Here is a 25,207-nt window from a genome sequence, read left to right as displayed (position 1 = left end):
CGCCATTTTGGCCGCGACAGCATTTTTCGACAAGCGAACGGGAGGGTAACCCGGTCACAGTTGCGTCAGTAACCGCTCGCAGTCCCACTGACGTTTGCTATGATCCGCGCAACGAACCGGCCACCAAGAGCCGGTGAGGTCGAAGCGGCGAAGCTGCTACGCGTAGAGTGGGAGGAGTAATGGCGACGGTTGAAATCCGTGACGTGCGCAAGGCATTCGGGCCGCTCGAAGTGTTGCACGGCGTAAGCGTCGATATGGCTGACGGTGAGTTCGTGGTGCTGGTCGGGCCGTCCGGCTGCGGCAAGTCCACCCTGCTGCGCATGCTGGCGGGCCTGGAGAACATCACCTCCGGCGAGATCGCCATCGGCGGCAAGGTCGTGAACACGGTGCCGCCCAAGGATCGCGACATCGCGATGGTGTTCCAGAACTACGCGCTCTATCCGCACATGACCGTGTTCGACAACATGGCCTTCTCGCTCACCCTGGCGAAGGCGCCGAAGGCGGTCATGGAGCAGGAAGTCGGGCGCGCCGCCAAGATCCTCGGCCTCGAGCAGCTCCTGCAGCGCTATCCGCGCCAGCTCTCGGGCGGTCAGCGCCAGCGCGTCGCCATGGGCCGCGCCATCGTGCGCAATCCCCAAGTGTTCCTGTTCGACGAGCCGCTGTCCAATCTCGATGCCAAGCTGCGCGTGCAGATGCGCGCCGAGATCAAGGAACTGCATCAGCGGCTCAAGGTGACGACCGTGTACGTCACCCACGATCAGATCGAGGCGATGACGATGGCCGACAAGATCGTGGTCATGAACGGCGGCAACATCGAGCAGATCGGCCAGCCGCTCGATCTCTACGACCGGCCGGCCAATCTCTTCGTCGCCGGCTTCATCGGCTCGCCGGCCATGAACATGGTCAAGGGGACGGTGACAGGCGGCGTGCTGCGCATGGATGACGGCACGACCTGGCCGCTGCCGACCAACGGCCCGAACGGCGGGATTGGTGCGAAGGAAGGTCCCGCCGTCTATGGCGTGCGGCCCGAGCATCTCCGGCTTGACGGCAACGGCATTCCCGCGACCGTCCAGGTCGTCGAGCCGACCGGCTCGGAGACGCAGGTGATGATGAAGATCGGCGGCCAGTCGGTGATCGGCGCCTTCCGTGAACGCGTGACGGCCAAGCCTGGCGAGATCCTGCCGGTGATGCCGGACCCGTCGCTCGTCCATCTGTTCGACCAGCAATCGGGTCGCAGGCTCTAAGACAACAAGAAGTCGAGTTAAGAGGAGGAAGCAGTATGGTCTATATCATCCGCAGGCGTGAGGCCCTGGCACTCGGCGCCTCGGCGGCGGCACTGGCGCTCGCGCGAACGGCGGCCGCGCAAACCATTCCCACCGCCGATGTCGCGCGGCCGAAGTGGGATATCGAGAAGGGCGCCAGCCTCAAGCTGATCCGTCCCGCCCGCTTCGTGGAGCCGGACGAGGTGATCTTCCGCGCCAACAGCGCCAAGTTCGCCAAGGAGTTCGGCGTCGAGGTCAAGGTCGACCTGGTCGGCTGGGAAGACATCCGTCAGCAGGCCGCCGTCTCGGCCAATACCGGCGCCGGTCCCGATATCGTGATCGGCTGGGCGGAGGATCCGCACATCTACTCCGACAAGGTGATCGAGCTCAGCGATGTCGCCGAATATCTCGGCAAGAAGTACGGCGGCTGGCTGTTCCTGGGCGAGAAGTACGGCAAGAAGGCGAAGACCAACAACTGGATCGGCCTGCCGATGGGCGGTTCGGGCGGCCCGCTCGTCTATCGCAGTTCGGCGATCAAGGAGGCCGGCTTCGACAAGGTGCCCGACGACCTGCCGGGATTCCTGAAGCTCTGCCAGGCCCTCAAGAAGATCAACAAGCCCGCGGGCTTCGCGCTCGGCAATGCCGTCGGCGACGCCAACGGCTTCGCGAACTGGATGCTGTGGGCTCATGGCGGCGCTCTGGTCGACGAGGACGGCAAGGTCATCATCAACAGCAAGGAAACGCTGGCGGCCATCAACTACGTCAAGGAGCTCTATCCCAACTTCGTGTCGGGGACGATGTCGTGGAACGACATCAGCAACAACCGCGCCTATTCGTCGGGCGAGCTGTTCCTGACCGCGAACGGCGTGTCGCTCTACTTCTCGCTGAAGAACGATCCCGCCACCAAGGCGATCGCCGCCGACACCGAGCACGCGCCGCTCGTGAAGGGCGTCGCCAAGACCGCGCCGATGTCGGGCACGATCCTGAACAGCATGGTCTTCAAGCACTCGAAGTACCCGAATGCGGCCAAGGCCTATCTCGCCTACATGATGGAGGCGGAGCAGTACGATCCATGGCTGACCGGCTGCCTCGGCTACTGGTCGCATCCGCTGGCGGCCTACGACAAGAGCAAGGTATGGGAGAGCGATCCCAAGATCGCGATCTACCGCGATACCATGAAGAACCAGTACTGGACCGGTTATAAGGGCCCGATCACGCAGGCCGCGGGCACCGTCCAGGCGGAATACATCCTGGTCCAGATGTTCGCCTCGGTGGCGTCCGGCCAGGCGACGCCCGAGGCGGCGGCGAAGGAAGCCGAACGCCGCAGCAAGCGTTACTACCGCTAAGGAGCTGGGGGCGCGTCACTCCAGTGACGCGTCTTTTCCTTCGATCATAACGAGACGCGCCACTGGAGTGGCGCGCCCCCGGCAGGGGAGGAGACATGACCGTCGCCACGATGACCGACTGGGCGCGCGCGAAGCCGCAGCCGAACTGGCTCATGAAGCTGTTCGACTACAAGCCGTTCCTGGTCTTCGTATGCCTGCTGCCGGCGCTCGGGCTGCTGCTGGTCTTCCTGACCTATCCGCTCGGGCTCGGTATCTGGCTGTCTTTCACCGACACCAAGATCGGCCGCGCCGGCCAGTTCATCGGCCTGGAGAACTTCGAGTATCTGCTCGACGATCCGCAGTTCTGGAGCGCGGTCTTCTACAGCGTCTTCTATACCGGCGTGGCGACGTTCGGGAAGTTCGCGCTCGGCCTGTGGCTGGCGCTGCTGCTGAACAACCACATTCCCTTCAAGAGCCTGCTGCGCGCCGTCATCCTGCTGCCGTGGATCGTGCCGACCGTGCTGTCGGCGCTCGCCTTCTGGTGGCTGTACGATCCGCAGTTCTCAGTCTTCTCGTATCTCGCCGTCGATATCCTGCACATCCGCTCCAGACCCTTCGACTTCCTGAGCACGACATGGCCGGCGCGCTGGTCGCTGATCGCCGCCAACATCTGGCGCGGCATCCCGTTCGTGGCGATCTCGCTGCTCGCGGGCCTGCAGACCATCTCGCCCTCGCTGTACGAAGCGGCGCTGCTCGACGGCTCCTCGCCATGGCAGCGCTTCCGCTACATCACCTTTCCGCTCCTGATGCCGATCCTCGCGATCGTCATGACCTTCTCGATCATCTTTACCTTCACCGACTTCCAGCTCGTCTACGCGATCACGCGCGGCGGGCCGCTGAACTCGACCCATCTGATGGCGACGCTGGCGTTCCAGCGCGGCATCTCCGGCGGCGAGCTGGGCGAGGGGGCGGCGATCGCGGTTGCGATGATCCCGTTCCTGGTGGGGGCGACCTTGTTCAGCTATTTCGCGCTGTCGCGCCGCAAGTGGCAGCAGGGGGAAGGCGATGACTGACACCACCGTCGAGAGCGCATCGAAGGCGGCGGTCGCGCCCGACCAGATGGCCTGGGACAGCCGGACGCGGCGGTTCGTGACCATCTACCTGCCGCTGATGCTGTTCGTGGTCGTGCTGCTGTTCCCGTTCTATTGGATGGCGGTGACGTCGTTCAAGCCGAACAGCGAGCTCTACGACTACAAGCACTTCAATCCGTTCCTGATCGGCAGCCCGACCCTCCAGCACATCAAGCACCTGTTGTTCGAGACCAGCTATCCGCACTGGCTGATGGTCACGATGGGCGTCGCCATCGCCTCGACCACGCTCTCGATCTTCTCCAGCGTGCTGGCGGCCTACGCGATCCAGCGGCTGCGCTTCAAGGGCAGCCAGTATGTCGGTCTCGGCATTTATCTCGCTTATCTGGTGCCGCCGTCGATCCTGTTCATTCCACTGGCCACCACCATCAACCAGTTCGGCCTGTTCGATTCGCCGCTGGCCCTGATCCTGACCTATCCGACATTCCTGGTGCCGTTCAGCACCTGGCTGCTGATCGGCTACTTCAAGTCGATTCCCTACGAACTCGAGGAGTGCGCGCTGATCGACGGTGCGACGCGCCTGCAGATCCTGCGCCGCATCACGCTGCCGCTGGCGGTGCCAGGCCTGATCTCGGCCGGCATCTTCTCCTTCACGCTGTCCTGGAACGAGTTCATCTACGCGCTCGCCTTCATCCAGAGCAGCGAAAAGAAGACGGTCTCGGTGGCGATCCTGACCGAGCTGGTGTCGGGCGACGTCTATCAGTGGGGATCGTTGATGGCCGGATCGCTGCTGGGCTCGCTGCCCGTCGCGATCTTCTATTCGTTCTTCGTCGACTATTACGTCTCGTCCCTGACCGGCGCGGTCAAGGAGTAGCCCGGGAAGCGACCGGCCCTGGTGGCCCCGGTGGATGGACCGGCGCCGGCGGCACGTCTTCCGGAGAGGTCGGATTTACAGGCGGCATTTCCGGCGGGATCGGATCTGTCTTGCCGGGTGTCGGCGGTGCGACGGGCACGGGCTTGGGCTTCTCGGGCACGTCGTTCATTCGGCGCTCCTTCGAATTCGCTGCCCCGGCAATCCGGCCGAGGAGGCGTGCGGGAGCCGCCCCGCACGCCCGTAGCCGTGGCCTAGCATTCGTCCTGATCGGCCTTGCCGGCGCTTTCATTCTGGGGCTTCTGCGCCGGCTGCTGGCTGCCCTGGCGATTTTGCTGTTCGCGCTGCTGTTGCTGGCGCTGTTGCTGTTCCCGCTTCTGCTGCGGATTGTTCTTGGACTGGTCCATGACTCTCCTCTCCTGATGGCAGCTGCCGGGATGGCACCTGTCGCGAAAAAACGTTCGGTTCGGACGGAGGGTTGCTGATGGAAGGGCCCATATCGGTTGTACCGTCACCGGTCGGAGACGAGGCGCTCGCGGCCGAGTTCCGTAACGACCAGGCCACTCTCCGTGGGTCGCACGAGTTCCAGATGCAGCAACCGCGCACGGTGCTCGTCGGGCAGAGCGAGCACATATCCGTCGGCGATGCTGCGAAGCAGAGCGAGCTGCAGTTGGGAAAGCGGCGCAATCAATCCTCTTGGCATGTCGCGTACGTCGCGCGCCATTGGCTTCGAACCTCCGATTTGTGTTGGCCTTCAACGCAAGCGACTTGGTGAAGGTTGGCTGCGAAATTCACGGCGCCGAGGGGAACCGTCCTCGAATTCGCCCAATTTCCTGTCTTTTGCGTTGCGGCACCGGCATGGCCCGGAGTGCCGGTCGATGCATTGACGGACTGCTCCGGCCCGCTACAGTGGTCTGACCACGGACTGACCGCGAGGGCAAATGCTCGATATCGTCCGGCAAGAGGGGGAGGAGACGGTTGGCGGCGCGGCGCGCGTCTTCACGTTCTTCCGCGACAGGCTGCTGTCGGGAGAGCTGAAGGCCGGAGACCGGTTGCTGGCGGAGCGCGAGCTTGCGCTGGCGCTGGGTGTGAGCCGGCCGGTGCTGCGCGAAGCCCTGCGGTCCCTCGCCATGCTGGGGCTCCTCGACATCCAGCACGGTCGCGGCGCCTTTGTGCGCAGCGCCGATGCCTCGGTGCTGGGACAGGCGCTCACCCTGTGCCTCGCGCCCGAACCCAATATCCTCGACGACGTCCTGCAGGCGCGGATCGCGATCGAATGCCAGGCCATCCGGCTCGCCTGCGATCGCGCCAGCGAACGCGATCTCCAGGCGATCGCCTCGACCCTCGATCGGCTGGTGGACTCGCTCGACGATCCCGAGCGCGGCGGTGAGGCCGATTACGCCTTTCATCTCGCCATCGTGCGGGCGGCCGGCAGCGCCGCCCTGATGAAGATCTACGAGGCGATCTCGCCGCTTCTGATGCGCAGCCATGTCGAGCGCCGGCGCGACACCTTCCGCGAACCGGCGATCACGTCGGGCCTCGTCGAAGCGCATCGCCAGGTGTTCCTGTCGCTGGCCCAGCGCGATCCCGACGCCGCGGACCGACGGTTGCGCGAACACTTCGCCATCGGCGACGACCTGCGCCGCCGCAATCTGATCTCGCACTACAAGCCCCAGGGAAAGAAACGCCCATGAAGATCGTCGTCGGATCGGATCACGCCGGGTTCCCGATGAAGGGGGAGTTGCTGGCGTTTCTGCGCGAGCAGGGTCACGACGTGATCGATGTCGGCTCATACGATCCAGCGCCCGTCGACTTTCCCGACATCGCCCGCAAGGTGGCGGCGGCCATCACCTCCGGCCAGGCCGAGCGCGGCCTGATGGTCTGCGGCACCGGCGTCGGCGCCTCGATCGGCGCCAACAAGATGAAAGGCATCCGCGCCGCGGTGTGCCACGACGTGCACTCCGCCCACCAATGCGTCGAGCACGATGACGTCAACGTGATGTGCATCGGCGCGCAGATCGTCGGCCCATGGCTCGCGAAGGACCTGCTCGCCGCCTACCTCGACGCAAAATTCTCGACGGCCGAGGAGTTCCGCCGTCGCGTGGCAAAGCTCGCCGACATGGATGCGGGCCGCTAGTTCAACAAGAAGCCCATAAATGACCGGAGGAAACGATGAAGCGCTATGTGATGGGGATCGTCCTTTCGTTGGCGGCGATCGTCGGCGTCAACGGGATTGCTGCCGCCGATCAGCTCGATGACATCAAGAAGGCCGGCAAGATCCGTATTGCCGTCGATCTCGGCGTGCCTCCGTATGGCATGACCGACGACAAGATGCAGCCGACCGGGTCCGACATCGACACCGCCCGCGCTCTCGCCAAGGACTGGGGACTCGAGTTCGAGCATGTGCCGACCACCGGCGCGTCGCGCATTCCTGCGTTGCAGACGGGCAAGGCCGATCTCGTGATCTCGACCCTGTCGATCACGCCGGAACGCGCCAAGGTGATCGATTTCTCCTTGGGATACGCGGTCCTGCGGACGGTCATCGCCGCTCCCAAGTCGATCGCCCTCAAGAGCATGGCCGATCTCGACGGCAAGACGGTCGGCACCGTCCGCGGCACGACGCACGACACGCAGCTCACCAAGGAGGGCCCCAAGGGGATGAAGCTGGTGCGCTATGAGGACGACGCCACGGAGGCGCAGGCGTTTCTCAGCGGCCAGGTCGACATCTTCTCCACGGCCGAACTGCTGGTGGCGCCGATCGCCAAGAAGAACCCGGCGCGCGAGGTCGAGGTGAAGTTCGTGCTCGACAGCTTCAAGCTCGCGGTCGGGGTCAGGAAGGGCGAGACCCGCCTGCTCGAGGAAGTGAACAAGTGGATCCTGGCCAACCTCAAGAACGGCCATCTCAACGAGATCTACAAGAAGTATCACGGCAGCGATCTTCCCGACGTCATCACCAAGCAATAGGTGCCGCCGTGAAGAAGACGTCACCGCTGCGCCTGTGCGCACTGGTCCTGCTGGGATTGCTGTCGGCAATGGCCGTGGCCCGGGCCGACACGCTGGAAGACATCCGCAAAGCCGGCAAGGTCAGGATCGCGATCGATCTCGCCATCCCGCCTTTCGGCATGACCGACGACAAGATGCAGCCCGTCGGCTCGGATGTCGATCTGGCGCGGCTGCTGGCCAAGGATCTCGGCGTCGAGCTCGAGATCGTGACCGCGACGGGACCGACCCGCATCCCGCTCCTGCAGACGCACAAGGCGGATCTCGTGGTCTCGACCCTGTCGATCACGCCGGACCGCGCCAAGGTCGTCGATTTCTCGGTGCCTTATGCGGACCATCCGTCGGTCGTGGCGGCCTTGAAGTCGCTGCCGATCAAGCAGATGTCCGACCTCGACGGGAAGAAGGTGGCGGTCGTGCGCGGCACCACCCAGGACACCGATCTGACGCAGCAGGCCAAGGGCGCGCAACTCGTGCGCTACGAAGACGATGCGACCATGGCGCTGGCGGTCGCCTCGGGCCAGGTCGATATCCTGGCCACCGCACGCTCGCTTCTGCCGGCGATCAGCCGGAAGAATCCGGCCCGCGCCGTCGAACCCAAGATCACCATGCAGACCTTCTATCTGGCGATCGGCATGCGCAAGAACGAGCCGCAGCTCAAGGCATGGGTCGACGATTGGGTCCGCGCCAACCTGAAGAATGGCAAGCTCGGAGCGATCTACAAACAGTATCACGGCGTGGACATCCAGCCGGATCAGCTCCTGAAGGTCGGCGGATGAGGTTCGTTCCGTCGGTTCCCGCTGGATAGGCCATGTCGTACGACTTCGACTTCTCGTTCCTCGCCGAGAAGTGGCCGGCCTTCGTTGCCGGCGCCTGGCTGACCGTGCAGCTCACCGTCGTGTCGATCGCGCTCGGCTTCGCGGTCGGCACGATCTGCGCCCTCTGTCGTGTTTACGGCGGCGCCGTCCTGCGCCGGCTCGTCGGTGGCTATGTCGAGCTGATTCGCAACACGCCGCTTCTGGTCCAGATCTTCATCGTCTATTTCGGCCTCTCCAGCCTCGGCCTCAAGCTGTCGGCCGAGGTTTCGGCCGTGATCGCGCTGGTGGTCAACATGGGTGCCTATACGACGGAGATCATGCGGGCCGGACTCCAGTCGATCCAGCGCACGCAACTCGAGGCGGCCGACTGTCTGGGACTGACCAGGCTGCAGGCGATTATCCATGTCGTGCTGCTGCCGGCGATGGAACGGGTCTATCCCGCCCTGTCGAGCCAGGCCGTGCTGCTGATGCTGGCCTCCTCGATCACGTCGCAGATCTCGGCGGAGGAGCTGACCGCCACGGCCAACCTCGTGCAGTCGGACACCTATCGCAGCTTCGAAGTCTATATCGTCGTCGCCGTCGTCTATCTCGCGCTGTCGGCGCTGTACCGCTTGGCGTTCTGGCTGTTGGCGCTCGTACTGTTCGAGCGCAAGCGCCGGCTGGGGACGGCCCTGTGACCCAGCTCAGCGTCAACCATTTCCTCTATCTCGTCACGGCGGCCCAATGGACCGTGCTGCTGTCGCTGATCGCTTTCGTGGGCGGCACGGTCGTGGGCCTGCCGATCGCGCTGATGCGCGTGTCGCGGTCGCGGCTCGCCAGGGCGCTGGCGACGGTCTACATCCAGATCGTCCAGGGCACGCCGCTGCTGATCGTGCTGTTCCTGTCGTACTTCGGCCTCGGCATCCTGGGCTACAAGTTGATCCCGCTGGTGGCGGCTGGACTTGCGCTTACCGTCTATGCCGCGGCGTTCCTGGGCGAGATCTGGCGCGGCTGCATCGAGGCGGTGCCGCGCACCCAGTGGGAGGCATCGGACTGCCTCGGCCTCAATCGCTTCCAGCAATACACTTACGTCGTGCTGCCGCAGGCGTTGCGGGTGGCGATCCCGCCGACCGTGGGCTTCATGGTGCAGATCGTGAAGAACACCTCACTCGCCTCGGTGATCGGCTTCGTCGAGCTCGCGCGGGCCGGCCAGATCGTCAACAACTCGACCTTCGAGCCGTTCACGATCTTCTGCGCTGTGGCCGCCATCTATTTCGCGCTGTGCTATCCGCTGTCGCTCGCCAGTCGCCATCTCGAGAGGAAGGCTCATGCCGGAAGAAACTGATGCCGTCGTTCGCATCGCCGGCGTGATCAAGGAATTCGGGCCGCTGCGTGTCCTGGACGGCATCAGCTTCGATGTGGCACGCGGCCAGACGGTCGCCATCGTCGGCCGTTCGGGGTCGGGCAAGAGCACCTTGCTGCGCTGTATTGCGGGCCTCGAAACGATACAGGGCGGGACGATCGCCGTATGCGGGCACGCCGTCGGCACGCCCGGCAGTGCCGCCCGCGCGCAGTTGCGCCGCGATGTCGGCATGGTGTTCCAGAGCTACAATCTGTTTCCGCATCTCACGGTCGAACGCAACATCACCCTGGCGCTGACGCTGGTGAAGAAGCAGTCGAAGGAAGAAGCCAGGAAGCGGGCGGCGGACGTGCTGGGACTGGTCGGCCTCACCGACAAGACAGCCTCCTATCCCGAGCAGCTTTCCGGCGGCCAGCAGCAGCGTGTCGCGATCGCCCGTTCGCTGGCCCTTCAGCCACAGGTCATGCTGTTCGACGAGGTGACATCGGCGCTCGATCCCGAGCTCACGGCGGAAGTGCTGGGCGTCATGGAAGATCTGGCGCGTCGCGGCATGACCATGATCACCGTGACGCACGAGATGGGATTTGCCCGCAGGGTCGCCGATCTCGTCGTCTTCATGCACAAAGGCAAGGTGTGGGAGATCGGTCCGACCGAGGAGCTGTTCGCCGCACCGCGCACGCCGGAGTTCCGGCAGTTCGTGCGCAGCGAGCTGTGATCAGGCCAGCGGCGCGACCGACAGGCCTTTCACCTTGTGCTTCTCGATGAAGCTCGCGACCAGCCCCGATTTCTTGGCGTCCTCCACGAACGCGGCAAGGAACTCGGCCGCTGCGGTATTGCGCTTGGGCGTACCGACCGCCTGCTGCACGGCGCTGAACTTGCCATCGAGGATGCGGGCACCCGGCAGCTTCTCGATATCCTTGAGGAGACCGGGACGAAGACCCGCCAGCACGTCGAGCTTGTCGTCGATGAACTTGTTGAGGGCGCCGTCCAGACCGGGGGCCTGAATGAGAGTCGCCTGCTTGATGTTGTTCTCGAGCCACAGCCCGTAGGCGGAGCGCGCCGAGGTGACGATGCGCACGCCCTTGCGATCGACATCGGCGATGGATTGGATGGGCGAGCCGGCCGGGACCAGATAGGTCGCCTCGATCTCGCAATAGGCGGCGGTAAAGGCGATCTTCGCCGCGCGCTGCGGCTCGGCGCCGATATTGCCGATGTCCCAGACATCGTCGTCGACCTTGTCGGCGAGTTCCCCCGGCGACTTGAAGGTGACGTACTTCACCGGAACGCCCAGGCGATCGGCGATCGCGCGCGCCATGTCGGGCGATACGCCTTCCGGATCGCCATTGGCGCTGCGTCCGGTGACCAGCAGGAAGTTGGAGAGATTGATACCGGCACGCAGAACGCCGGTCGGGGCCAGTTCGGCTTTTGCTTTGTCGTTCATCCGCTGAGCTTATACTGAGACTGCTTCAGGAGAAATGCGCATGGCGGACGGCTGTATCGTCGAAACCGCGAGCGGCCGCTTGTGCGGCGTTCGTGACCGTGGCGTCATCATGTTCAAAGGCATTCCCTATGCCGCGCCGCCCGTGGATGCCTTGCGTTGGAGGGCGCCGCAGAAGGTCGCGCCGTGGTCCGGCGTGCGCGAGGCAACGTCTTACGGCAACCGGGCCATCCAGGCGGAGAATGTGTTCGACCTGCCGCCGGATCTGCTCGAGCTGTTCACCTTGGGCGGCCGGGAGCCGACGGCGGAGGATTGCCTCTATCTCAACGTCTGGACCTCGGGCCTCGACGGCACGAAGCGGCCGGTTCTGTTCTGGTGCCATGGCGGCGCCTTCATCACCGGGTCGGGATCCTCGCCGTGGTCCGACGGCGCCAATCTTTGCCGCCTCGATGACGTGGTCGTGGTTTCGATCAACCATCGATTGGGCGCGCTGGGCTATCTCCATCTGGAGGATCTGGCGGGAGAGGCCTTTGCCGGGGCGGGCACCGTCGGCATGCAGGACATCGTCGCCGCTCTCGAATGGGTGCGCGACAATATCGCTGCCTTCGGCGGCGATCCCGGCAACGTCACGATCTTCGGCGAGTCCGGCGGCGGGGCGAAGGTCAGCGTCCTGATGGCGATGCCTTCGGCCAAGGGTCTCTTTCACAAGGCCATCATCCAGAGCGGGCCGGCGCTGCAGATGGCCAATCGCGAGGACGGAACGAAGACCGCGCGACAAGTGCTGGATGCGCTTGGCCTGGCGCCAAACGACGCCGACAAGCTGCGGACGCTGCCGGCCGAGCAGATCCTCGAGGCGCAGAATGCGGTGCAGTCGACGGTCGGCCGCGCCTCCTTCGCCGACCGCCGCCGGCTAGGCTTCAACCCAGTGATCGACGGCGCGATCTTCCCTGGTGGCCCGTTTGCGCCATCGGCACCGGCGGTTTCCGCGCATGTGCCGCTGATGATCGGGACCAACAAGGACGAGATGGCGCTGTTCCTGGGTCACCTGCCATGGGTCGTCGAGGCCACCTTCGACAATCTGACCGAGGCGATGACGCCGTATCTCGGCGCGCGTGCCGGCGAGGTGATCGCGACCTATCGGGAGGCCCAGCCCGAGCTGAGCGCCGACCGCATCGGCCTCGCCATCGTCGGCGATCTCGGCGTGAGAAGCCTCTCCCTCGCCATCGCCGAGCGCAAGCTCGCCCAGAAGAGCGACGTGTTCGTCTATCTGTTCGCCTGGGAAACGCCGGTGCTGGGCGGCCGGCTGCGCTCGTGCCACACGCTCGAGATTCCCTTCGTCTTCAACAATCTTCCGTCAGCAGCGCTGACCGGTGACGATCCCGCCCGTCTTGCGCTCGGCGAGCGCATGGCGCGGGCATGGATCGCCTTCGCGCGGACAGGCCGACCTGGCCATGGCGGTTTGCCGGATTGGCCGGCCTATTCGACCTCGGATCGGCCGACGATGATCTTCGACACCGAGTGCCGGGTCGAAAGCGATCCCTATGCAACGGAAAGAAAGGTCTGGGAGGGCGCATGAAGATCACTGACGTTTCCTTGACTCTGTTCGCCTGGGACGACATTCCGCCGACGCAATACGGGCTGCACAGTCGCTTTGCCGGCTCGAGTGCGCTCGGCCTGCTGAGCCTGCGCACCGACCACGGCGTCGAGGGCAATGCCTTTCTCGGCTCGGCGTCGAATTCCGCGACGACGGACGGGCAGGGGCTCATCACGCATCTGAAGCCGGTGCTGCTCGGCCGCAATCCGCTGCAGCGCGAGGCCATCGTGGCCGACCTCTGGCGCAAGCAGCGCGTCGCCGGCGTTCGCGCCATCGGTGCCGTCGATGTCGCGCTGTGGGATCTGGTCGGCAAGGTCATGGGCCAGCCGATCCATCGCCTGCTCGGCACCTATCGCGAGTCGGTTCCCGCCTACGCGAGTTCGGCCGTTCTGTCTTCGCCGGAGGCCTATGCCGAGCAAGCGGTCGAGTACAAGGAGCAGGGCTGGGCCGCCTACAAGATCCATCCGCCGACGCAGTGGCAGACCGACATCAAGGTTTGCGAGGCGGTGCGCAACGCCGTCGGCGACTACACGATTATGCTCGATTCGACCTGGGCCTACGACTATCCGGCCGCGGTCCGCGTCGGCAAGGCAGCCGAGGAGCTGGATTTCTTCTGGTACGAGGATCCGCTGCACGACCAGGACATCTACAACTACGTGAAGCTGAAGCAGCAGCTCTCGATCCCGATCCTCGCCACCGAATATCCGATCTCCGGGCTCGAGTCCTATCAACCCTGGCTCATGCATCAGGCGACCGACTTCCTGCGCGGCGACGTCGCGGTCAAGGGCGGCATCACCACGCTGGTGAAGACGGCGCATCTCGCCGAGGCCTTCCGCATGAACTACGAAGTCCATCATGGCGGCAATTCGCTGAACAACGTCGCCAACCTGCACGTCATCGCCGCGATCCGGAACACGACATTCTTCGAGGTCCTGCTGCCGGACGCGGCCCAGAAATACGGGTTGGAGCAGGACATCGTGGTCGGTCGCGACGGCCTAGTGCATGTCCCCAACGGCCCGGGCCTGGGAGCCGCCATCGACACGAAGCTGATCGAGCGGAAGAAGATCGCGGTGCTGGCGTGATCCCATCGGCATGACGACATCGATCTCGATCTACGTCGATGCCGACGCCTGTCCGGTGAAGGCGGAAATCTATCGCGTCGCCGAACGGTACGGTCTCAAGGTCTATGTCGTTGCCAACACCTTCATCAATGTACCGCGCGATCCCCGCATCGAGCGGGTGGTGGTCAGCGACGGCTTCGATGCCGCCGACGACTGGATCGTCGAACGCATCGGAGCGAGCGATATCGTCGTCACTGCCGACATTCCCCTCGCCGATCGCAGCCTCAAGAAGGGCGCGATGGCGATCGGCTCGACCGGCGTACCCTTCACGCCGTCGTCGATCGGCATGGCGATGGCCAATCGCGAGCTACTGGCCAACCTGCGCGCGATGGGTGAGATGACGGGCGGACCGAAACCCATGACTGGCCGGGATCGGTCGCGTTTCCTGTCGAGCCTGGACGAGGCCGTCAACAAGCTCAGGCGCCGTCTCAGCGCCTGAAGGATCGGGTGTTGGGGCCGCCCAACGGCATCACTTGTCCAGCCACACGTCCTCGAAGCGGAAGCCGTTATAGACGCTGTTCACCTGTGCGACATAGCCCTTGACGTAGGGCTGCATGCAGATGGCGGCGCGGTTCCACATGATCATGGGTCGTGCATTGTCCTCGAGCAGCTTGCGGTCGATTTCGTTGACCAGCTTGCGGCGCTTGTCCTTGTCGGTCTCCGCCGACTGCTGCTCCATCAACGTCTCGATCTCGGGATTGCAGTAACCTGTGTAGTTGCGCTCCGACTTGCAGGAGAAGTTCTCGAAGTAGTTCTGGTCGGGGTCGTCGACGCCGTTGCCGGTCGTATTCAGCCCGACCGAGTACTGCTTGCGCGCGATCTTGGGGTACCACTGGGAGGTCTCGATGATATCGACGTCGGCGTCGATCCCGACCTCCTTGAGCTGGCTGGCAAGGATCACGGCCGGGTCCTTGTAGAGCGAGATGCCACGGGTGGCGATCTTGAGCTTCATCGGCTTGTCCGGCCCGTAGCCCGCCTTCTTCAGCAGCGCCCGCGCCTTCTCTCGATTGGCGGCGACATCGGGGCCGTAGCCGGGAATGGTGGCCAGTATGTCGGCCGGCAGGCCCCAGACGCCGTCGGTGGGCGGCTGCATCACGCCGCCGAGCTGCGCATCGCCCTGGTTGATGATGTCGACGAAGGCCTTGCGGTCGATCGCCAGCGACAGGGCCTGCCGCAGCTCGGGATTGTCGAACGGCGGCGCGTCGCGATTGATGATGAGGTTGGTGCTGTTGTTCATCGACGTCGTCTGGCAGACGGCGTTGGGCGCCTGCGTCTTGACGTCCTTGAGCAAGGGGATCGTCACTTCCCACGGGAAGGTGATGTCGAAGCGACCCGAGACGAAGCTCAGGATGGCCGTGGCTCGGTTCGGCACGATGGTGAACTCGATGCCATCGAGATAGGGGCGTCCCTTCTTCCAGTAATCGGGATTGCGGGTGAGCTTGATGCCCTCGTTCTGCTTGAACTCGACGAACTTGAAGGGACCCGTCCCGATCGGCTTGGTGCGCATCTGCGCCGAGGGGATATGGCAGGGGTATATGGGCGAGTATCCGGAGGCCAGCAGGGACAGGAACGACGGCTGCGGCCGCTTGAGATGGATCGTCACCTCGAGGTCGCCATTGGTGCTCGTGCTGTCGACGTTGGTGTACCAGGTCAGGCGCGGATTGCGGCGCAGCTTGTCCTCGCCCTTTCCGGTCAGCAGGTTGAGCGTGCAGACGACGTCCTCGGCCGTGAAGGGCTGGCCATCGTGCCACTTCACGCCCGGATGCAGCTTGAACGTCAGGTCCTTGCCGTCGGCGCTCCAGCTCCAGGAGTCGGCGAGATCGGGGACGATGTCGTCGGGGCTGTTCTGCGGCTTCGACTGATCGTAAAGGACCAGATTGTTGAACACGGCCATGAAGGGAACGACAGTCGAGTTGGTCGCCTCCTCGTGGATCGAGGCGCTCGGCGGATTGTCGCGGTGATACATCTTCAGGATGCCGCCGCTCTTTTGGGCGAAGACCGGACTGGCGCAGACAAGGGCAGCCAGCAGGCTGCCCAACATGATCAGTGGCCGCATTGTCGTTTCCTTCCCATTCGCGCCGCGTGTCGAGCCGCAGCGTCTTGCCCTGGAGCCTAACACAGTGGCGTGGATTGGAGGTTTCGTTGTGCGGGAAGACGCCTTGATTGTACGATGATAAAGGCCGCCGACAGGCCCGGTCACTCTTTGGATTGATGCCCTGTCCGCAGCGGCCGTCGTATGGTCCGGGCCGATCCGGTGGAGTTGGGCGAGAGTCGTCGATGCGTTTGCGCTGGAAGATTTCCGTTGCTGTCGGCGTTGTGGCGGCGATCGCGGCCACGCTGGCATTGCTGCCGCGTCTAATCGACGTCGAAGCCTACAAGCCAGCGATGATCGAGGCCGTGCGGGCCGCCACCGGGCGTGAACTGGTGATCGACGGACCGATGAAGCTGTCGGTCTTCCCGGTTCCGGGCATCGGCGCCGGACGCGTGCACTTCTCCAACGCCGTCGGCGCTCAGGGCGCGCAGATGATCGACGTGCGCTGGGTCGCGGTGACACCTTCCTGGTGGGCCTTGTTGCAGGGCCGGATCGAGGTCGGGACGCTGACGCTCTACCGCCCGACGATCGCTCTGGAAACGGACGCCAACGGCAAGCCCAATTGGCAATTCGATCCTGGCGGCGGGTCGACACAGGCGGCGGGAGCCCCGAGCAAGGGCATGCATCTGGCAATCGGTCGGCTGGCGATCGTGAACGGTACCATCACCTACCGGAACCCGCGCAACGAGAAGACCATCGCCGCCGAGGAGGTGAACGCCACGGCATCGGTGACCTCGTTCCAAGGACCGTTCGAGATCGATGGCCGCGCCACGGTGAACGGCATCCCGCTCAAGCTCGCCGCCAGCGTCGGCGAAGCGACGGCGAAGGGCCATGCCGCCGAGCTTTCGCTGGAAGTATCGAGCGGAAAGCTCGACTTCAAGGGCACGCTCGATGCCGTGACGCCGGAAGGGACGGCGCGCGGCCATCTCTCGGTCGAGACGGGACTGCTGAGCGATTTCGTCGACGCCGTCTGGAGCGCCCTGGGAGGAACGGCGCCCGATTTCGATACCTCGGGCGCTGGCCGGTTCTCGTTCGAGGGAGACGTCGTCGTTTCGGCGGCGCAGATCGCGGCTAACACATTCGACATGCGCATGGGGCAGGATGCGGCGACCGGGTCCCTCGTGTTGGGGCTGGCGCCGTCGCGCAGCCTCTCCGGCCGGCTCTCGCTGTCGCGTCTCGATATCGACAAGTGGCTCGCGATCCTGGAACGCCCGATCGATTTCGCGCCGGCCGCGGTCAAGGCGGCGGTGGCCGGTGCTCCCAAGCCCGCCACCTCGCCCTGGTCGGAGATGGATGCCGATCTCACGATCGATGTCGCCGAAGCCACCTATCGACGGGACGCCATCCGGGATTTGTCCCTGGTCCTCGACATCAAGAAGGGCGTGGCCAGCTTGCCGCGGTTCAAGGCGCGACTGCCGGGCGATATGACGATCGACGTCGATACCGCGAGCGGTCGCTTCGGCCTGGTCGGTTATCACCTGCGCCAGACGCTTGGCTGGCTCGAGGTCGATATGAGCGGCGTGTCCCGGGCCCTGCTGCAGACGCTGAAGATCGACGGCAAGGTGGCCAGCGCCCGCGGCAGTCTGCAGATCACCGACGGTCGCTTCGCCCTCGATGGAACCAGCGGCACCATTGGCGGGACGGTGTTCCTCAAGATGCCCTTGGCGGCGACGCTTCATGCCGAGATGGATCGCTTCGATCTCGACTCCTATCTGCCAAAGCCGGAGGCGACGACCGCGAACGCGGTTTCCGGTGCGCCCGATCCGAACGCCGCTAAGATCGGGCTGAAGCTGAAGGTCGGCAGTCTCGACTTCCGCGGCCAGACCCTGAAGGACGTGCAGGGCGACGCGACGCTGCAGGGCAATCTGATGCAGCTCGCCGGCTTCAAGATCGCCGATGTGGTGGGGGCGAGGCTCGGCTTGCACGGCACAGTTCAGGATTTCGGCAGCGTGCCCAAGTTCGATCTTGGCTTCGACATTGCCGCATCCGACGCCGACCGGCTGCTCGACTATGTCCGGTTGCCGCGGTTCCTCAACGGCAAGATCGGCCCGTTGACGGCAAGCGGCGCCGTCGCCGGAACCTTTTCCGCGGTGACGGTGCGCGACGTGGCGATGAACTTCCTGGATGCGGAAAGCCGCGTTTCCGGAACGCTGACCTTCACGCAACCCATTGCCTACGATTTTCAGAGCTTCTTCCTTCACACCAAGGATGCCGGCCCGCTGGTATCCGTCGCGAGCGGCCGCGCCATGTCGGGCGTCGGCTATATCCGGGCAACCGGCAGCCTGAAGGGCACGGCGGACAAGGCCAGCTTCAACGGCGAGCTCCGTGCCCGCGGCAGCCGCATGAATGGCCGGCTCGACGCGACGCTCGATGCCCATCTCAAGATCGTGGCAGATCTCAAGATCCCGGGTGTGCTGAAAGTCGATCGGTGGCTGGGCATCGATCCGAAGTCCATCGCCCATGTCGCGCCGGTCGAAGGCAATCCGGCGCCGACCCCAAGCCCGACGACGCAGCAGCCGATCGATCTGACGGCGTTGCGCGCCTTCGACGCCAAGCTGACCCTCGAAGCCGAAACGATGACGCTGGCCTCGCTCGAGATCGGGCATGCTTCCATCGATGCCGTGCTGAGCAACGGCGTGACGACGCTGTCGAAACTCACCGGCGATTTCTATGGCGGCGCCGTCGCCTTTGCCGGGAAGATCGATGCGTCGGGCCCGGCGCTGTCGATCGATCTCGCCGGCGATCTTCGCGGCATGGCGCTCGACCAGTTCCTGCGCGCCACCATGGGCAAGAATACCTTGACCTCATCGGGCTTCTCGATCGCGATCGAAGGCAAGGTCGACGCCACTGGCCTGCACATCACGGGTCAGGGGCTTTCATCCCAGGACATCCGCAATGCGCTATCCGGGGCCGGCACCGTCAGCGGCTACCTTCATCCCGTCGTCGTGGAGGGATCGACCGCCTTCGCGCATTTTGCTGCCAGCGTCGGCGGCATCTTCAGCTCGGGACTGGCCTTCGATGCGCAAGTCCTGAAGAGCTTCATCGACCGCGAGAATCCGACGTCCGGTCAGATGACGCTGAGTGCCGGCGGCCTGGCCATCCAGGACCAGAAGGTGAGTGGCGCCAACAATGCCGTGGCCAATATCAACGGGCGGGCGAGTTTCGCCGACGATACGATCGACACCACGGTCACGCTGCAGAGCGGTGACGATCGCTATGTCACGATCGTCAAGGGCTCGCTGACATCACCCGACCTGAGCACGACCCGCGGAGCGACGCGCTAGGCAGCGCGCGACTTGAGGATTTCCCAGGCGCGCCGGAACGCCTTCGCCATCTCCTCGGCCGGCACCGCGCCGGAGAACAGGATGTGACCCTGCAGGGCAAAGCTCGGCACGCCCTGGATGCCGGCGTTGCGGGCCATCTGATCGTTGGCCAGCACCTCGCGCTTGCCCTCGTCGCTGGCCAGCATCTTCCACACGGCATCCGGATCGAGGCCGCCCGTTCCACCGATGGCGGCCAGCAACTCACGATCGCCAATATCGGCGCCTTCGCAGAAATAGGCCTTGAACAGCGCCTCCACGACCGAGTCCTGCAGGCCCTGTTGCGCCGCGAAGCGGATGACCCGATGGGCATCGACCGTGTTGGGGGTACGGGTGAGCTTTTCGAGGTGGAATTCGAGGCCGACTGTCGCCGCGGTCTCGGTGATGCGCTGGTCTATCTCCTGCGCACGCTCCGGACCGCCGAACTTGGCGGCGCGATAGGTGGCGCGGTCGACGCCCTCGGCCGGCATGTCGGGATTGAGCTGGTAAGGATGCCACATCACGCCGAAGCGGAGCTTGTCTTCCTCTTCCAGCAGCGTCAGCGCCCGTTCGAGCTGCCGCTTGCCGATGTAGCACCACGGACAGATGGCGTCGGAAATGACATCGATGCGTCCAGCCACAGCGATCGTGTCCATGGCAGATCCTTTCCGCTGATTTATTGTAACCTATACCCGGATCGACAACCGAACAACGAGGCACCATGGAAAAGCCCCGCTACCGCTCTGCCCTGATCGTCGGCGCCGGCCCCGGTCTGAGCGCCTCGCTGGCACGCCTGTTCCACCGCAACGGCCTGACGGTGGCTCTCGCCGCGCGTCGGACGGACAAGCTCGCACCCTTGGCGACCGAAACGGGAGCCTCCGTCCATCAGTGCAACGCCGTCGACGCGAACGACGTTGCGGCACTCTTTCAGGCGGTCGAAGCGAAGAACGGCGCCCCCGATGTCGTCGTCTACAATGCCAGCGCCCGCGTTCGCGGCGCACTGATCGATCTGCCACCAGAGGAGGTCAGGCAGGCGATGGAGGTCAGCGCCTTCGGGGCGTTTCTCGTGTCGCAGCAGGCGGCGCGGCGCATGCTGCCGCACGGGCATGGCGCGATCCTGCTCTCGGGAGCGACGGCGGGTGTGAAGGGCTTCCCGCTCTCTGCCAGCTTTGCCCTCGGCAAGTTCGCGCTGCGCGGTCTCGCGCAATCGATGGCCCGCGAACTGTCGCCCAAAGGACTCCACGTCGCGCATTTCGTGATCGATGGTGGCATCCGCAGCGCCAGCAGACCCGTTCCGTCGGATGCACCCGACAGCCTGCTCGATCCCGATGCGATCGCCGAAACCTATTGGGCCGTTCTGCAGCAACATCGCAGCGCCTGGAGCTGGGAAGTCGAGGTCCGGCCCTGGGTCGAGAAGTTCTAGGTTCGACCGAAGTCACTAGACCTGGAATCTTCCAAATCGCACTCTGTCATCGTCAGGCAAGGAGCACAGTCCATGAAACATCCCATCGCAACCATGGCATTCGTATTTGGCGCAGGCTTCATCGTCGCTGGCGCGATGTCGTCGGCGAGGGCCGACGACGATCCCCCGCATCGCAAGCCGGGCATGTGGCAGCAAGCGATGACCATGGGCGGCGGTCAGACCATGACGATGCAGATGTGCATCGACGAGGCGACGGAAAAGCAATTCTCCGCCATGGGCAGGAATCGTGCGGGCTGCAGCCAGGAATTCCATAAGGTTCCGGGCGGCTACTCCTTCAAGGGAACGTGCGACGGCAAGACCGCGACCGGCACGGCGATTGGCGACTTCGACAAGGCGATCAAGGTCGAGGTCGACAGCGAGGGCGCGCATATGGTGTCGAACCTCACCTACCTCGGACCGTGTCCCGCCGATCGCAAGCCGGGCGACATCGTCATGCCGGGCGGCCAGGTGATGAACATGAAGGACATGCCGAAGTAGGTGCGGCCTCGAACGTAGCTGGCTCCAGGCCATCGCAGGCGAACAGGTCGACGATCATCGCCGGATTACTGCCGGCAATCCAGGCAACGGCGACACTTTCACCTTCCGAAGGCGCTACGGTGCGAGCGTCGACCGCAGAAGGTGCAGGACCGAGGCGAGGTCCTCAGCGACATGGAGGCATTTCGCCCGTGACTCGTCGGTCGGCGTCAGGATGTCCGGCACCATGATCGCCATGGTACCGGCCGCGTGTGCGGCGGCGAGGCCGACATTCGAATCCTCCAGGGCGATGCAACTCTCGGCGGGTATGCCGAGCTGCCGCGCCGCTTCGAAATAGACGTCGGGATGCGGCTTGCTGCTGATCACGTCGTCGCGGGTGGCAATCGCCTTGAAGCGATCGAGAAGCCCGGCGCGGCCGAGATGCCTGGCAACAGTCGCCCGGCTCGAGGAAGTCGCTATGGCCAAGGGCAGGCCGCGGTCGCGGAGAAAGTCGAGCAACTCGACCGCTCCGGACTTCACCGGCACGCCCGCTTCGAAGGCACGACGGGCGTGCGCGTCGAAATGGGTGCTGAAGACGTCCAGGGAGAAGCCGGGACCATAGAAATCGCTGATCATGCCGTCGCAGATCGGACCAGGAATGCCGATCATGGAATGGCAGAAGGCGAGCGGCATTTCCCGGCCCATGGCGCGCGCGGCGGCCTGCAGCGCCTCGATATAGACAGCCTCGGTATCGATCAGCAGGCCGTCCATGTCGAACAGGACGCCCTTGACGGGGCGGATGAACATGGCGCTGTTTTACGGCTCCCGCTGGCATCGGCAAGCGCCGGAAATTTCATGGCCGATCATAGGGATTATGCCGATGTCGCGGACGTCCGGCGGAGTAAGCTGAAGTCATTGACCCAATTCATCTGTGTGGGAGTGCTCCATGTCCGTCCAGGTCGCCGATCCTGTTGCTGATCTCGTCCAAGCCGCCAAACGGGTCTTGCCGGGCGGCACCTTCGGCAACATGCCGGCGGAGGTCGTCCTCAAGGAAGGGAAGGGTGGACGCATCTGGGACGAGGCCGGGCGCGAATATGTCGACTTCCTGCTGGGCTCCGGCCCGATGTTCATCGGCCATGCTCATCCCGAGGTGACGGCGGCGGTCGAGGCGCAGGTGCCGCTTGGAACCACCTACTTCGGCAACAACCGGCACGGCATCGCCCTGGCCGAGGCGATCGTCGACGCCGTCCCGTGCGCGGAGCAGGTGCGCTTCGTCTGCTCGGGCACCGAGGCCGATCTGTATGCGATGCGCGCGGCACGCGCCTTCCGCCGCCGCGACAAGATCCTGAAGTTCGAAGGCGGCTATCACGGCATGAGCGACTACGCCCTGATGTCGATGGCGCCCCGCAATCCCGGCAATTTCCCGCGCGCCATTCCCGATTCGGCCGGCATCCCCAAGAGCGTCCAGGACGAGATGCTGATCGCGGCCTTCAATGATGTCGAGATGGCGGAGAGCCTGATCAAGGAACACAAGGACGAACTGGCCGGCGTGATCGTCGAGCCGTTCCAGCGCCTGCTGCCGCCGGCGCCGGGCTTCCTGCAGGCGTTGCGTCGGATCACGCAGGAGCACGGCATTCCGCTGATCTTCGACGAGGTTGTCACCGGCTTCCGCTTCGCCTATGGCGGGGCACAGGAATATTACGGCGTCACGCCCGATCTCTGCACACTGGGCAAGATCGTGGGCGGCGGCTTCGCCCTGGCAGCGATCGCGGGCCGTGCCGACATCATGGCGCATTTCGACAAGCTGGCCGTCGCCGACGAGGATTTCCTGTTCCAGGTCGGCACGCTGTCCGGCAATCCGGTTGCAGCCGTCGCCGGTCTGGCCACGCTCGAGGTGCTGAAGCGTCCCGGAACATACGAACAGGTTTTCGCCAGCGGCCGGACCCTGATGGCGGCGCTCGACGGGCTGCTCAAGAAAGCCGGCATCAAGGCGCAGATCGTGGGCGAGCCGCCGCTGTTCGACGTCCTGTTCACTGACCAGACGGTGCGCGACTATCGCGACACGCTCAAGGGCGACAAGGCCCTGGCCACGCGCTTCAACCAGCTCCTGCGGGCGCGCGGCATCATGAAGGGCGAGTCGAAATACTATGTCAGCCTGGCGCACACCCAGGCCGACATCGATCACACGATCAACGCCTGGGCGGAGTCGATCGCCGAACTGAAGAAGGGCTGACGCCGCGTCAGGACCGATCAGCGCGTCATGCTCTGGAACACGCCGTCGCGAAACACGACGGCGTGCATCAGGGCGGCGCCCAGGTGGGCGAGGAAGGTCGCGAAGAGGGCGAAGGCCAGCACCGTGTGCAGCGGCCTCAGGACGGCATAGAGCACCGCGTCGTGCGGCAGGATCGCTGGCAGGTGGAACGGCCCAATCAGGGCGATCGGATAGCCCGCTGCCGACAGCATGCCCCATCCGACCAGAGGCAGGGCAAACATCAATCCATAAAGCAGCCAGTGAGAGGCATGTGCGGCGAAGCGCAGCAGCGGCGGCATGCCGGCCGGCAGAGGGGGCGCCGGGTTGATGAGCCGGTTCGCGAGTCGCGCCGCCACCAGGATCAGGATGAGAATGCCCAGCGGCTTGTGGATCGAAACCAGGCGATGATAGTCGGACAGTGACGAGACCATGGCCACGCCGATGAACAGCATCGCCAGGATCAGGATCGCCATTGTCCAATGGAGCAGGCGCGACAGCAGGGAGAAGGGCTTGATCATGGTCAGGGCCTCGTCGCGGTTTGGCTCGTTGCCGGCTGGTTCGTCGTCTGGATAGCGCTGGGAGTCTTGGGTTCGCCTGCGCGCCGCGTGAACGAGGTTGAATAGGCGGCCGAGCGTGCCGACAGGAGCGGGTCGTCCGAGGGGGCGATGCCGTCGGGCAGCACGAGCGGATCGAAGTTGACGTCACGACAGTTACCGTCGCTCTCGGCCGTGATGTGCGTCACGCTGAGCGTCCCGGCATCGATGCGCTCGCGATCAGCGGGCCAGGGCAGCGTCGCGTCATCGGTGGGATCGCCGGGTTGGCCGATCGTCAGGATCAGGTGCCACTGCGCGGGTGCTTCCTGAACGCGCGCGATCAGGCTTTCGAACAGATAGTTCTGGTCGCCGTCCGCCGCCGTCGGCGCAGGCACAAACGCATCGACCGGCTCCGCCGACCAGCGCACCGGCGTCGCCACCCCGGCTGCCGATGTGAACAGGAAGGCATTCAACGCGTTGTAGGTCGCATTGGCGAACGCCGAGGAAAAGCCCCGGGCGTGGATGATTGCCATCGCTTGGGCGGTCTCGGGATGGTGGGCGACAAAGGCAGCGAGCGCCTGAGGGTCGGGGTGGCCGGTCTTCGGATCGGGCCGCGACGCAACCAACTGCTCGTAGAAGGCGCGGGGATCCTTGAGCGGGAATACGGGAATGTTGATCATGGCGGTGCGCCAGGCTTCACCGTCCGGCAGGCTGAAATTCAGCGCCAGGCTGCGCACGATCGTCGGCGCGTCGGCCACCATCGGCACACCGCCGGACAAGGCGAAGCGGCCGAAGACGGGTACGCGGCCCGGCTGGAACACTTGCGCCTTCGAAACGCGCGCGCCAGCGCCGTTGCTGTCGAAGGTGCCGTCCACGCAGACACCCTTGGCGTGATTGCGCCGGAATCCCGGATGGACGCCGTTGTCCGCCTCGAATGCGTCGATCATCCGGCTCTGATCGAGACGGTTGGGCGAGAAGTATCCGCCGGTCCAGGCGAACGCGGCCGTGGCGGCGATCAGCGTCGCGCCGATTGCGCCAAGCCTGGCCAGCTGCGGCGGTGCGAGAATCGAGGCGAGCTTGTAGCGCGGGTCGTCAGTCGAAGGCTGAGACATTGCCGTCTTCCGCATGAGCAGTCGGTGGGAGGGAGCGATCGCACCGACGGCTATAGCACCGATGGCGCCGTCCGCCCGCTCGCGGCGGATCAACACCCCGCGAGGCTGCCGTTATCGGCCAGCGGTAGCGG

The 25,207-nt window shown here is 64.7% G+C and carries 27 protein-coding genes; 18 read left to right on the top strand and 9 right to left on the bottom strand.

What is annotated here, in order from left to right:
• Nucleotides 1-179 precede the first annotated feature (179 nt).
• The 4 genes from B5D62_RS13000 to B5D62_RS12985 all read left to right on the top strand — a co-directional run bounded on the left by B5D62_RS13000 (nucleotide 180) and on the right by B5D62_RS12985 (nucleotide 4,549).
• Nucleotides 180-1,244 carry an ABC transporter ATP-binding protein gene (locus B5D62_RS13000; RefSeq protein WP_085934272.1) on the top strand — a complete coding sequence of 355 codons (1,065 nt, stop codon included), beginning with the start codon at nucleotides 180-182 and terminating at the stop codon, nucleotides 1,242-1,244.
• A gap of 35 nt (nucleotides 1,245-1,279) precedes the next feature.
• Complete coding sequence (locus B5D62_RS12995) at nucleotides 1,280-2,608, top strand: ABC transporter substrate-binding protein (RefSeq protein ID WP_085934271.1); 1,329 nt, start codon at nucleotides 1,280-1,282, stop codon at nucleotides 2,606-2,608.
• Between the two features lie 152 nt (nucleotides 2,609-2,760).
• On the top strand, nucleotides 2,761-3,660 hold the full coding sequence (locus tag B5D62_RS12990) for a carbohydrate ABC transporter permease (RefSeq protein ID WP_231714821.1): 900 nt from the start codon (nucleotides 2,761-2,763) through the stop codon (nucleotides 3,658-3,660).
• Nucleotides 3,661-3,706: 46 nt separating this feature from the next.
• On the top strand, nucleotides 3,707-4,549 hold the full coding sequence (locus B5D62_RS12985; RefSeq protein WP_231714820.1) for a carbohydrate ABC transporter permease: 843 nt from the start codon (nucleotides 3,707-3,709) through the stop codon (nucleotides 4,547-4,549).
• Here the strand turns inward: B5D62_RS12985 and B5D62_RS32880 are convergent.
• From B5D62_RS32880 to B5D62_RS12980, 3 genes are all read right to left on the bottom strand, one after another.
• Nucleotides 4,539-4,718 carry a hypothetical protein gene (locus B5D62_RS32880; protein WP_139373862.1) on the bottom strand — a complete coding sequence of 60 codons (180 nt, stop codon included), beginning with the start codon at nucleotides 4,716-4,718 and terminating at the stop codon, nucleotides 4,539-4,541. The two genes, B5D62_RS12985 and B5D62_RS32880, sit on opposite strands and share 11 nt — an antisense overlap.
• A gap of 82 nt (nucleotides 4,719-4,800) precedes the next feature.
• Nucleotides 4,801-4,953, bottom strand: coding sequence for a hypothetical protein (locus tag B5D62_RS33350; protein WP_170920915.1), 153 nt, complete (start codon nucleotides 4,951-4,953; stop codon nucleotides 4,801-4,803).
• 104 nt (nucleotides 4,954-5,057) lie between these two features.
• Nucleotides 5,058-5,270, bottom strand: coding sequence for a hypothetical protein (locus B5D62_RS12980; protein ID WP_085934268.1), 213 nt, complete (start codon nucleotides 5,268-5,270; stop codon nucleotides 5,058-5,060).
• 217 nt (nucleotides 5,271-5,487) lie between these two features.
• Between B5D62_RS12980 and B5D62_RS12975 the strand changes: the two genes are divergently transcribed.
• From B5D62_RS12975 to B5D62_RS12945, 7 genes are read left to right on the top strand one after another with little or no spacing between them, the layout of a single operon-like run.
• Entirely contained in the window at nucleotides 5,488-6,240 is a 753-nt protein-coding gene (locus tag B5D62_RS12975; RefSeq protein WP_085934267.1) for a FadR/GntR family transcriptional regulator, read from the top strand.
• Nucleotides 6,237-6,683: a ribose 5-phosphate isomerase B gene (gene rpiB, locus B5D62_RS12970; RefSeq protein ID WP_085934266.1), complete on the top strand. Its 447-nt coding sequence runs from the start codon at nucleotides 6,237-6,239 to the stop codon at nucleotides 6,681-6,683. Before B5D62_RS12975 ends, rpiB begins: the two co-directional genes overlap by 4 nt.
• A 35-nt stretch (nucleotides 6,684-6,718) precedes the next feature.
• On the top strand, nucleotides 6,719-7,510 hold the full coding sequence (locus B5D62_RS12965) for a transporter substrate-binding domain-containing protein (protein WP_085934265.1): 792 nt from the start codon (nucleotides 6,719-6,721) through the stop codon (nucleotides 7,508-7,510).
• 8 nt (nucleotides 7,511-7,518) lie between these two features.
• Nucleotides 7,519-8,322 (top strand): transporter substrate-binding domain-containing protein, encoded by an 804-nt coding sequence (locus B5D62_RS12960; RefSeq protein ID WP_218191047.1) that lies wholly within the window; start codon nucleotides 7,519-7,521, stop codon nucleotides 8,320-8,322.
• Nucleotides 8,323-8,354: 32 nt separating this feature from the next.
• The gene (locus B5D62_RS12955) at nucleotides 8,355-9,038 is read left to right on the top strand and encodes an amino acid ABC transporter permease (protein ID WP_085934264.1); all 684 of its coding nucleotides are present in this window, start codon (nucleotides 8,355-8,357) and stop codon (nucleotides 9,036-9,038) included.
• Complete coding sequence (locus tag B5D62_RS12950; RefSeq protein WP_085934263.1) at nucleotides 9,035-9,685, top strand: amino acid ABC transporter permease; 651 nt, start codon at nucleotides 9,035-9,037, stop codon at nucleotides 9,683-9,685. The genes B5D62_RS12955 and B5D62_RS12950 overlap by 4 nt, the downstream gene beginning before the upstream one ends.
• Nucleotides 9,669-10,415, top strand: coding sequence for an amino acid ABC transporter ATP-binding protein (locus B5D62_RS12945; RefSeq protein WP_085934262.1), 747 nt, complete (start codon nucleotides 9,669-9,671; stop codon nucleotides 10,413-10,415). Before B5D62_RS12950 ends, B5D62_RS12945 begins: the two co-directional genes overlap by 17 nt.
• Here the strand turns inward: B5D62_RS12945 and B5D62_RS12940 are convergent, their stop codons facing one another.
• Nucleotides 10,416-11,141: an ABC transporter substrate-binding protein gene (locus B5D62_RS12940; protein ID WP_085934261.1), complete on the bottom strand. Its 726-nt coding sequence runs from the start codon at nucleotides 11,139-11,141 to the stop codon at nucleotides 10,416-10,418.
• 40 nt (nucleotides 11,142-11,181) lie between these two features.
• On the opposite strand from B5D62_RS12940, the gene B5D62_RS12935 reads away from it, so the two are divergent.
• From B5D62_RS12935 to B5D62_RS12925, 3 genes are read left to right on the top strand one after another with little or no spacing between them, the layout of a single operon-like run.
• Nucleotides 11,182-12,714 (top strand): carboxylesterase/lipase family protein, encoded by a 1,533-nt coding sequence (locus B5D62_RS12935; RefSeq protein WP_085934260.1) that lies wholly within the window; start codon nucleotides 11,182-11,184, stop codon nucleotides 12,712-12,714.
• The gene (locus B5D62_RS12930; RefSeq protein WP_085934259.1) at nucleotides 12,711-13,814 is read left to right on the top strand and encodes an enolase C-terminal domain-like protein; all 1,104 of its coding nucleotides are present in this window, start codon (nucleotides 12,711-12,713) and stop codon (nucleotides 13,812-13,814) included. Before B5D62_RS12935 ends, B5D62_RS12930 begins: the two co-directional genes overlap by 4 nt.
• Before the next feature lie 10 nt (nucleotides 13,815-13,824).
• Nucleotides 13,825-14,292, top strand: coding sequence for a YaiI/YqxD family protein (locus B5D62_RS12925; protein WP_085934258.1), 468 nt, complete (start codon nucleotides 13,825-13,827; stop codon nucleotides 14,290-14,292).
• A 30-nt stretch (nucleotides 14,293-14,322) separates the two neighbouring features.
• Here the strand turns inward: B5D62_RS12925 and B5D62_RS12920 are convergent, their stop codons facing one another.
• Nucleotides 14,323-15,894, bottom strand: coding sequence for an ABC transporter substrate-binding protein (locus tag B5D62_RS12920; protein WP_231714819.1), 1,572 nt, complete (start codon nucleotides 15,892-15,894; stop codon nucleotides 14,323-14,325).
• Nucleotides 15,895-16,130: 236 nt separating this feature from the next.
• On the opposite strand from B5D62_RS12920, the gene B5D62_RS12915 reads away from it, so the two are divergent.
• Entirely contained in the window at nucleotides 16,131-19,229 is a 3,099-nt protein-coding gene (locus B5D62_RS12915; protein WP_170920914.1) for an AsmA family protein, read from the top strand.
• On the opposite strand, the gene B5D62_RS12910 is transcribed toward B5D62_RS12915, so the two are convergent.
• Complete coding sequence (locus B5D62_RS12910; protein WP_085934255.1) at nucleotides 19,226-19,900, bottom strand: DsbA family oxidoreductase; 675 nt, start codon at nucleotides 19,898-19,900, stop codon at nucleotides 19,226-19,228. The genes B5D62_RS12915 and B5D62_RS12910 overlap by 4 nt on opposite strands.
• A 65-nt stretch (nucleotides 19,901-19,965) precedes the next feature.
• Here B5D62_RS12910 and B5D62_RS12905 point away from each other — a divergent pair, with 65 nt between their 5' ends.
• On the top strand, nucleotides 19,966-20,667 hold the full coding sequence (locus tag B5D62_RS12905) for an SDR family NAD(P)-dependent oxidoreductase (RefSeq protein WP_085934254.1): 702 nt from the start codon (nucleotides 19,966-19,968) through the stop codon (nucleotides 20,665-20,667).
• A 72-nt stretch (nucleotides 20,668-20,739) separates the two neighbouring features.
• A complete protein-coding gene (locus tag B5D62_RS12900; protein WP_085934253.1) occupies nucleotides 20,740-21,204 on the top strand; it encodes a DUF3617 domain-containing protein in 465 nt (154 codons plus the stop codon).
• 114 nt (nucleotides 21,205-21,318) lie between these two features.
• Here the strand turns inward: B5D62_RS12900 and B5D62_RS12895 are convergent, their stop codons facing one another.
• Nucleotides 21,319-21,987: an HAD family hydrolase gene (locus B5D62_RS12895; RefSeq protein WP_085934252.1), complete on the bottom strand. Its 669-nt coding sequence runs from the start codon at nucleotides 21,985-21,987 to the stop codon at nucleotides 21,319-21,321.
• Nucleotides 21,988-22,126: 139 nt separating this feature from the next.
• Between B5D62_RS12895 and B5D62_RS12890 the strand changes: the two genes are divergently transcribed.
• Nucleotides 22,127-23,413 (top strand): aspartate aminotransferase family protein, encoded by a 1,287-nt coding sequence (locus tag B5D62_RS12890; RefSeq protein ID WP_085934251.1) that lies wholly within the window; start codon nucleotides 22,127-22,129, stop codon nucleotides 23,411-23,413.
• 17 nt (nucleotides 23,414-23,430) lie between these two features.
• On the opposite strand, the gene B5D62_RS12885 is transcribed toward B5D62_RS12890, so the two are convergent.
• Together B5D62_RS12885 and B5D62_RS12880 are read right to left on the bottom strand one after the other, a co-directional pair.
• Entirely contained in the window at nucleotides 23,431-23,949 is a 519-nt protein-coding gene (locus B5D62_RS12885) for a cytochrome b (RefSeq protein ID WP_085934250.1), read from the bottom strand.
• A gap of 2 nt (nucleotides 23,950-23,951) precedes the next feature.
• Nucleotides 23,952-25,076: a catalase family peroxidase gene (locus tag B5D62_RS12880; RefSeq protein WP_085934249.1), complete on the bottom strand. Its 1,125-nt coding sequence runs from the start codon at nucleotides 25,074-25,076 to the stop codon at nucleotides 23,952-23,954.
• Between the last annotated feature and the right edge of the window lie 131 nt (nucleotides 25,077-25,207).

The sequence above is a fragment of the Enhydrobacter aerosaccus genome (assembly GCF_900167455.1).
GTDB lineage: Bacteria > Pseudomonadota > Alphaproteobacteria > Reyranellales > Reyranellaceae > Reyranella > Reyranella aerosaccus.
Note: the sequence above shows the minus strand (reverse complement) of the source record. Positions and strands in the feature narration are given on the sequence as shown.

Coding starts and splice junctions, on each gene's coding strand:
- B5D62_RS12985 (WP_231714820.1), top strand. CDS start 3,707: ATGGCCTGGGACAGCCGGACGCGGCGGTTCGTGACCATCTACCTGCCG.
- B5D62_RS32880 (WP_139373862.1), bottom strand. CDS start 4,718: ATGAACGACGTGCCCGAGAAGCCCAAGCCCGTGCCCGTCGCACCGCCG.
- B5D62_RS12930 (WP_085934259.1), top strand. CDS start 12,711: ATGAAGATCACTGACGTTTCCTTGACTCTGTTCGCCTGGGACGACATT.
- B5D62_RS12915 (WP_170920914.1), top strand. CDS start 16,131: ATGCGTTTGCGCTGGAAGATTTCCGTTGCTGTCGGCGTTGTGGCGGCG.
- B5D62_RS12940 (WP_085934261.1), bottom strand. CDS start 11,141: ATGAACGACAAAGCAAAAGCCGAACTGGCCCCGACCGGCGTTCTGCGT.
- B5D62_RS12975 (WP_085934267.1), top strand. CDS start 5,488: ATGCTCGATATCGTCCGGCAAGAGGGGGAGGAGACGGTTGGCGGCGCG.
- B5D62_RS12935 (WP_085934260.1), top strand. CDS start 11,182: ATGGCGGACGGCTGTATCGTCGAAACCGCGAGCGGCCGCTTGTGCGGC.
- B5D62_RS12980 (WP_085934268.1), bottom strand. CDS start 5,270: ATGGCGCGCGACGTACGCGACATGCCAAGAGGATTGATTGCGCCGCTT.
- B5D62_RS12920 (WP_231714819.1), bottom strand. CDS start 15,894: ATGTTGGGCAGCCTGCTGGCTGCCCTTGTCTGCGCCAGTCCGGTCTTC.
- B5D62_RS12895 (WP_085934252.1), bottom strand. CDS start 21,987: ATGTTCATCCGCCCCGTCAAGGGCGTCCTGTTCGACATGGACGGCCTG.
- B5D62_RS12890 (WP_085934251.1), top strand. CDS start 22,127: ATGTCCGTCCAGGTCGCCGATCCTGTTGCTGATCTCGTCCAAGCCGCC.
- rpiB (WP_085934266.1), top strand. CDS start 6,237: ATGAAGATCGTCGTCGGATCGGATCACGCCGGGTTCCCGATGAAGGGG.
- B5D62_RS12885 (WP_085934250.1), bottom strand. CDS start 23,949: ATGATCAAGCCCTTCTCCCTGCTGTCGCGCCTGCTCCATTGGACAATG.
- B5D62_RS12925 (WP_085934258.1), top strand. CDS start 13,825: ATGACGACATCGATCTCGATCTACGTCGATGCCGACGCCTGTCCGGTG.
- B5D62_RS13000 (WP_085934272.1), top strand. CDS start 180: ATGGCGACGGTTGAAATCCGTGACGTGCGCAAGGCATTCGGGCCGCTC.
- B5D62_RS12965 (WP_085934265.1), top strand. CDS start 6,719: ATGAAGCGCTATGTGATGGGGATCGTCCTTTCGTTGGCGGCGATCGTC.
- B5D62_RS12900 (WP_085934253.1), top strand. CDS start 20,740: ATGAAACATCCCATCGCAACCATGGCATTCGTATTTGGCGCAGGCTTC.
- B5D62_RS12910 (WP_085934255.1), bottom strand. CDS start 19,900: ATGGACACGATCGCTGTGGCTGGACGCATCGATGTCATTTCCGACGCC.
- B5D62_RS33350 (WP_170920915.1), bottom strand. CDS start 4,953: ATGGACCAGTCCAAGAACAATCCGCAGCAGAAGCGGGAACAGCAACAG.
- B5D62_RS12995 (WP_085934271.1), top strand. CDS start 1,280: ATGGTCTATATCATCCGCAGGCGTGAGGCCCTGGCACTCGGCGCCTCG.
- B5D62_RS12905 (WP_085934254.1), top strand. CDS start 19,966: ATGGAAAAGCCCCGCTACCGCTCTGCCCTGATCGTCGGCGCCGGCCCC.
- B5D62_RS12990 (WP_231714821.1), top strand. CDS start 2,761: ATGAAGCTGTTCGACTACAAGCCGTTCCTGGTCTTCGTATGCCTGCTG.
- B5D62_RS12955 (WP_085934264.1), top strand. CDS start 8,355: ATGTCGTACGACTTCGACTTCTCGTTCCTCGCCGAGAAGTGGCCGGCC.
- B5D62_RS12880 (WP_085934249.1), bottom strand. CDS start 25,076: ATGTCTCAGCCTTCGACTGACGACCCGCGCTACAAGCTCGCCTCGATT.
- B5D62_RS12945 (WP_085934262.1), top strand. CDS start 9,669: ATGCCGGAAGAAACTGATGCCGTCGTTCGCATCGCCGGCGTGATCAAG.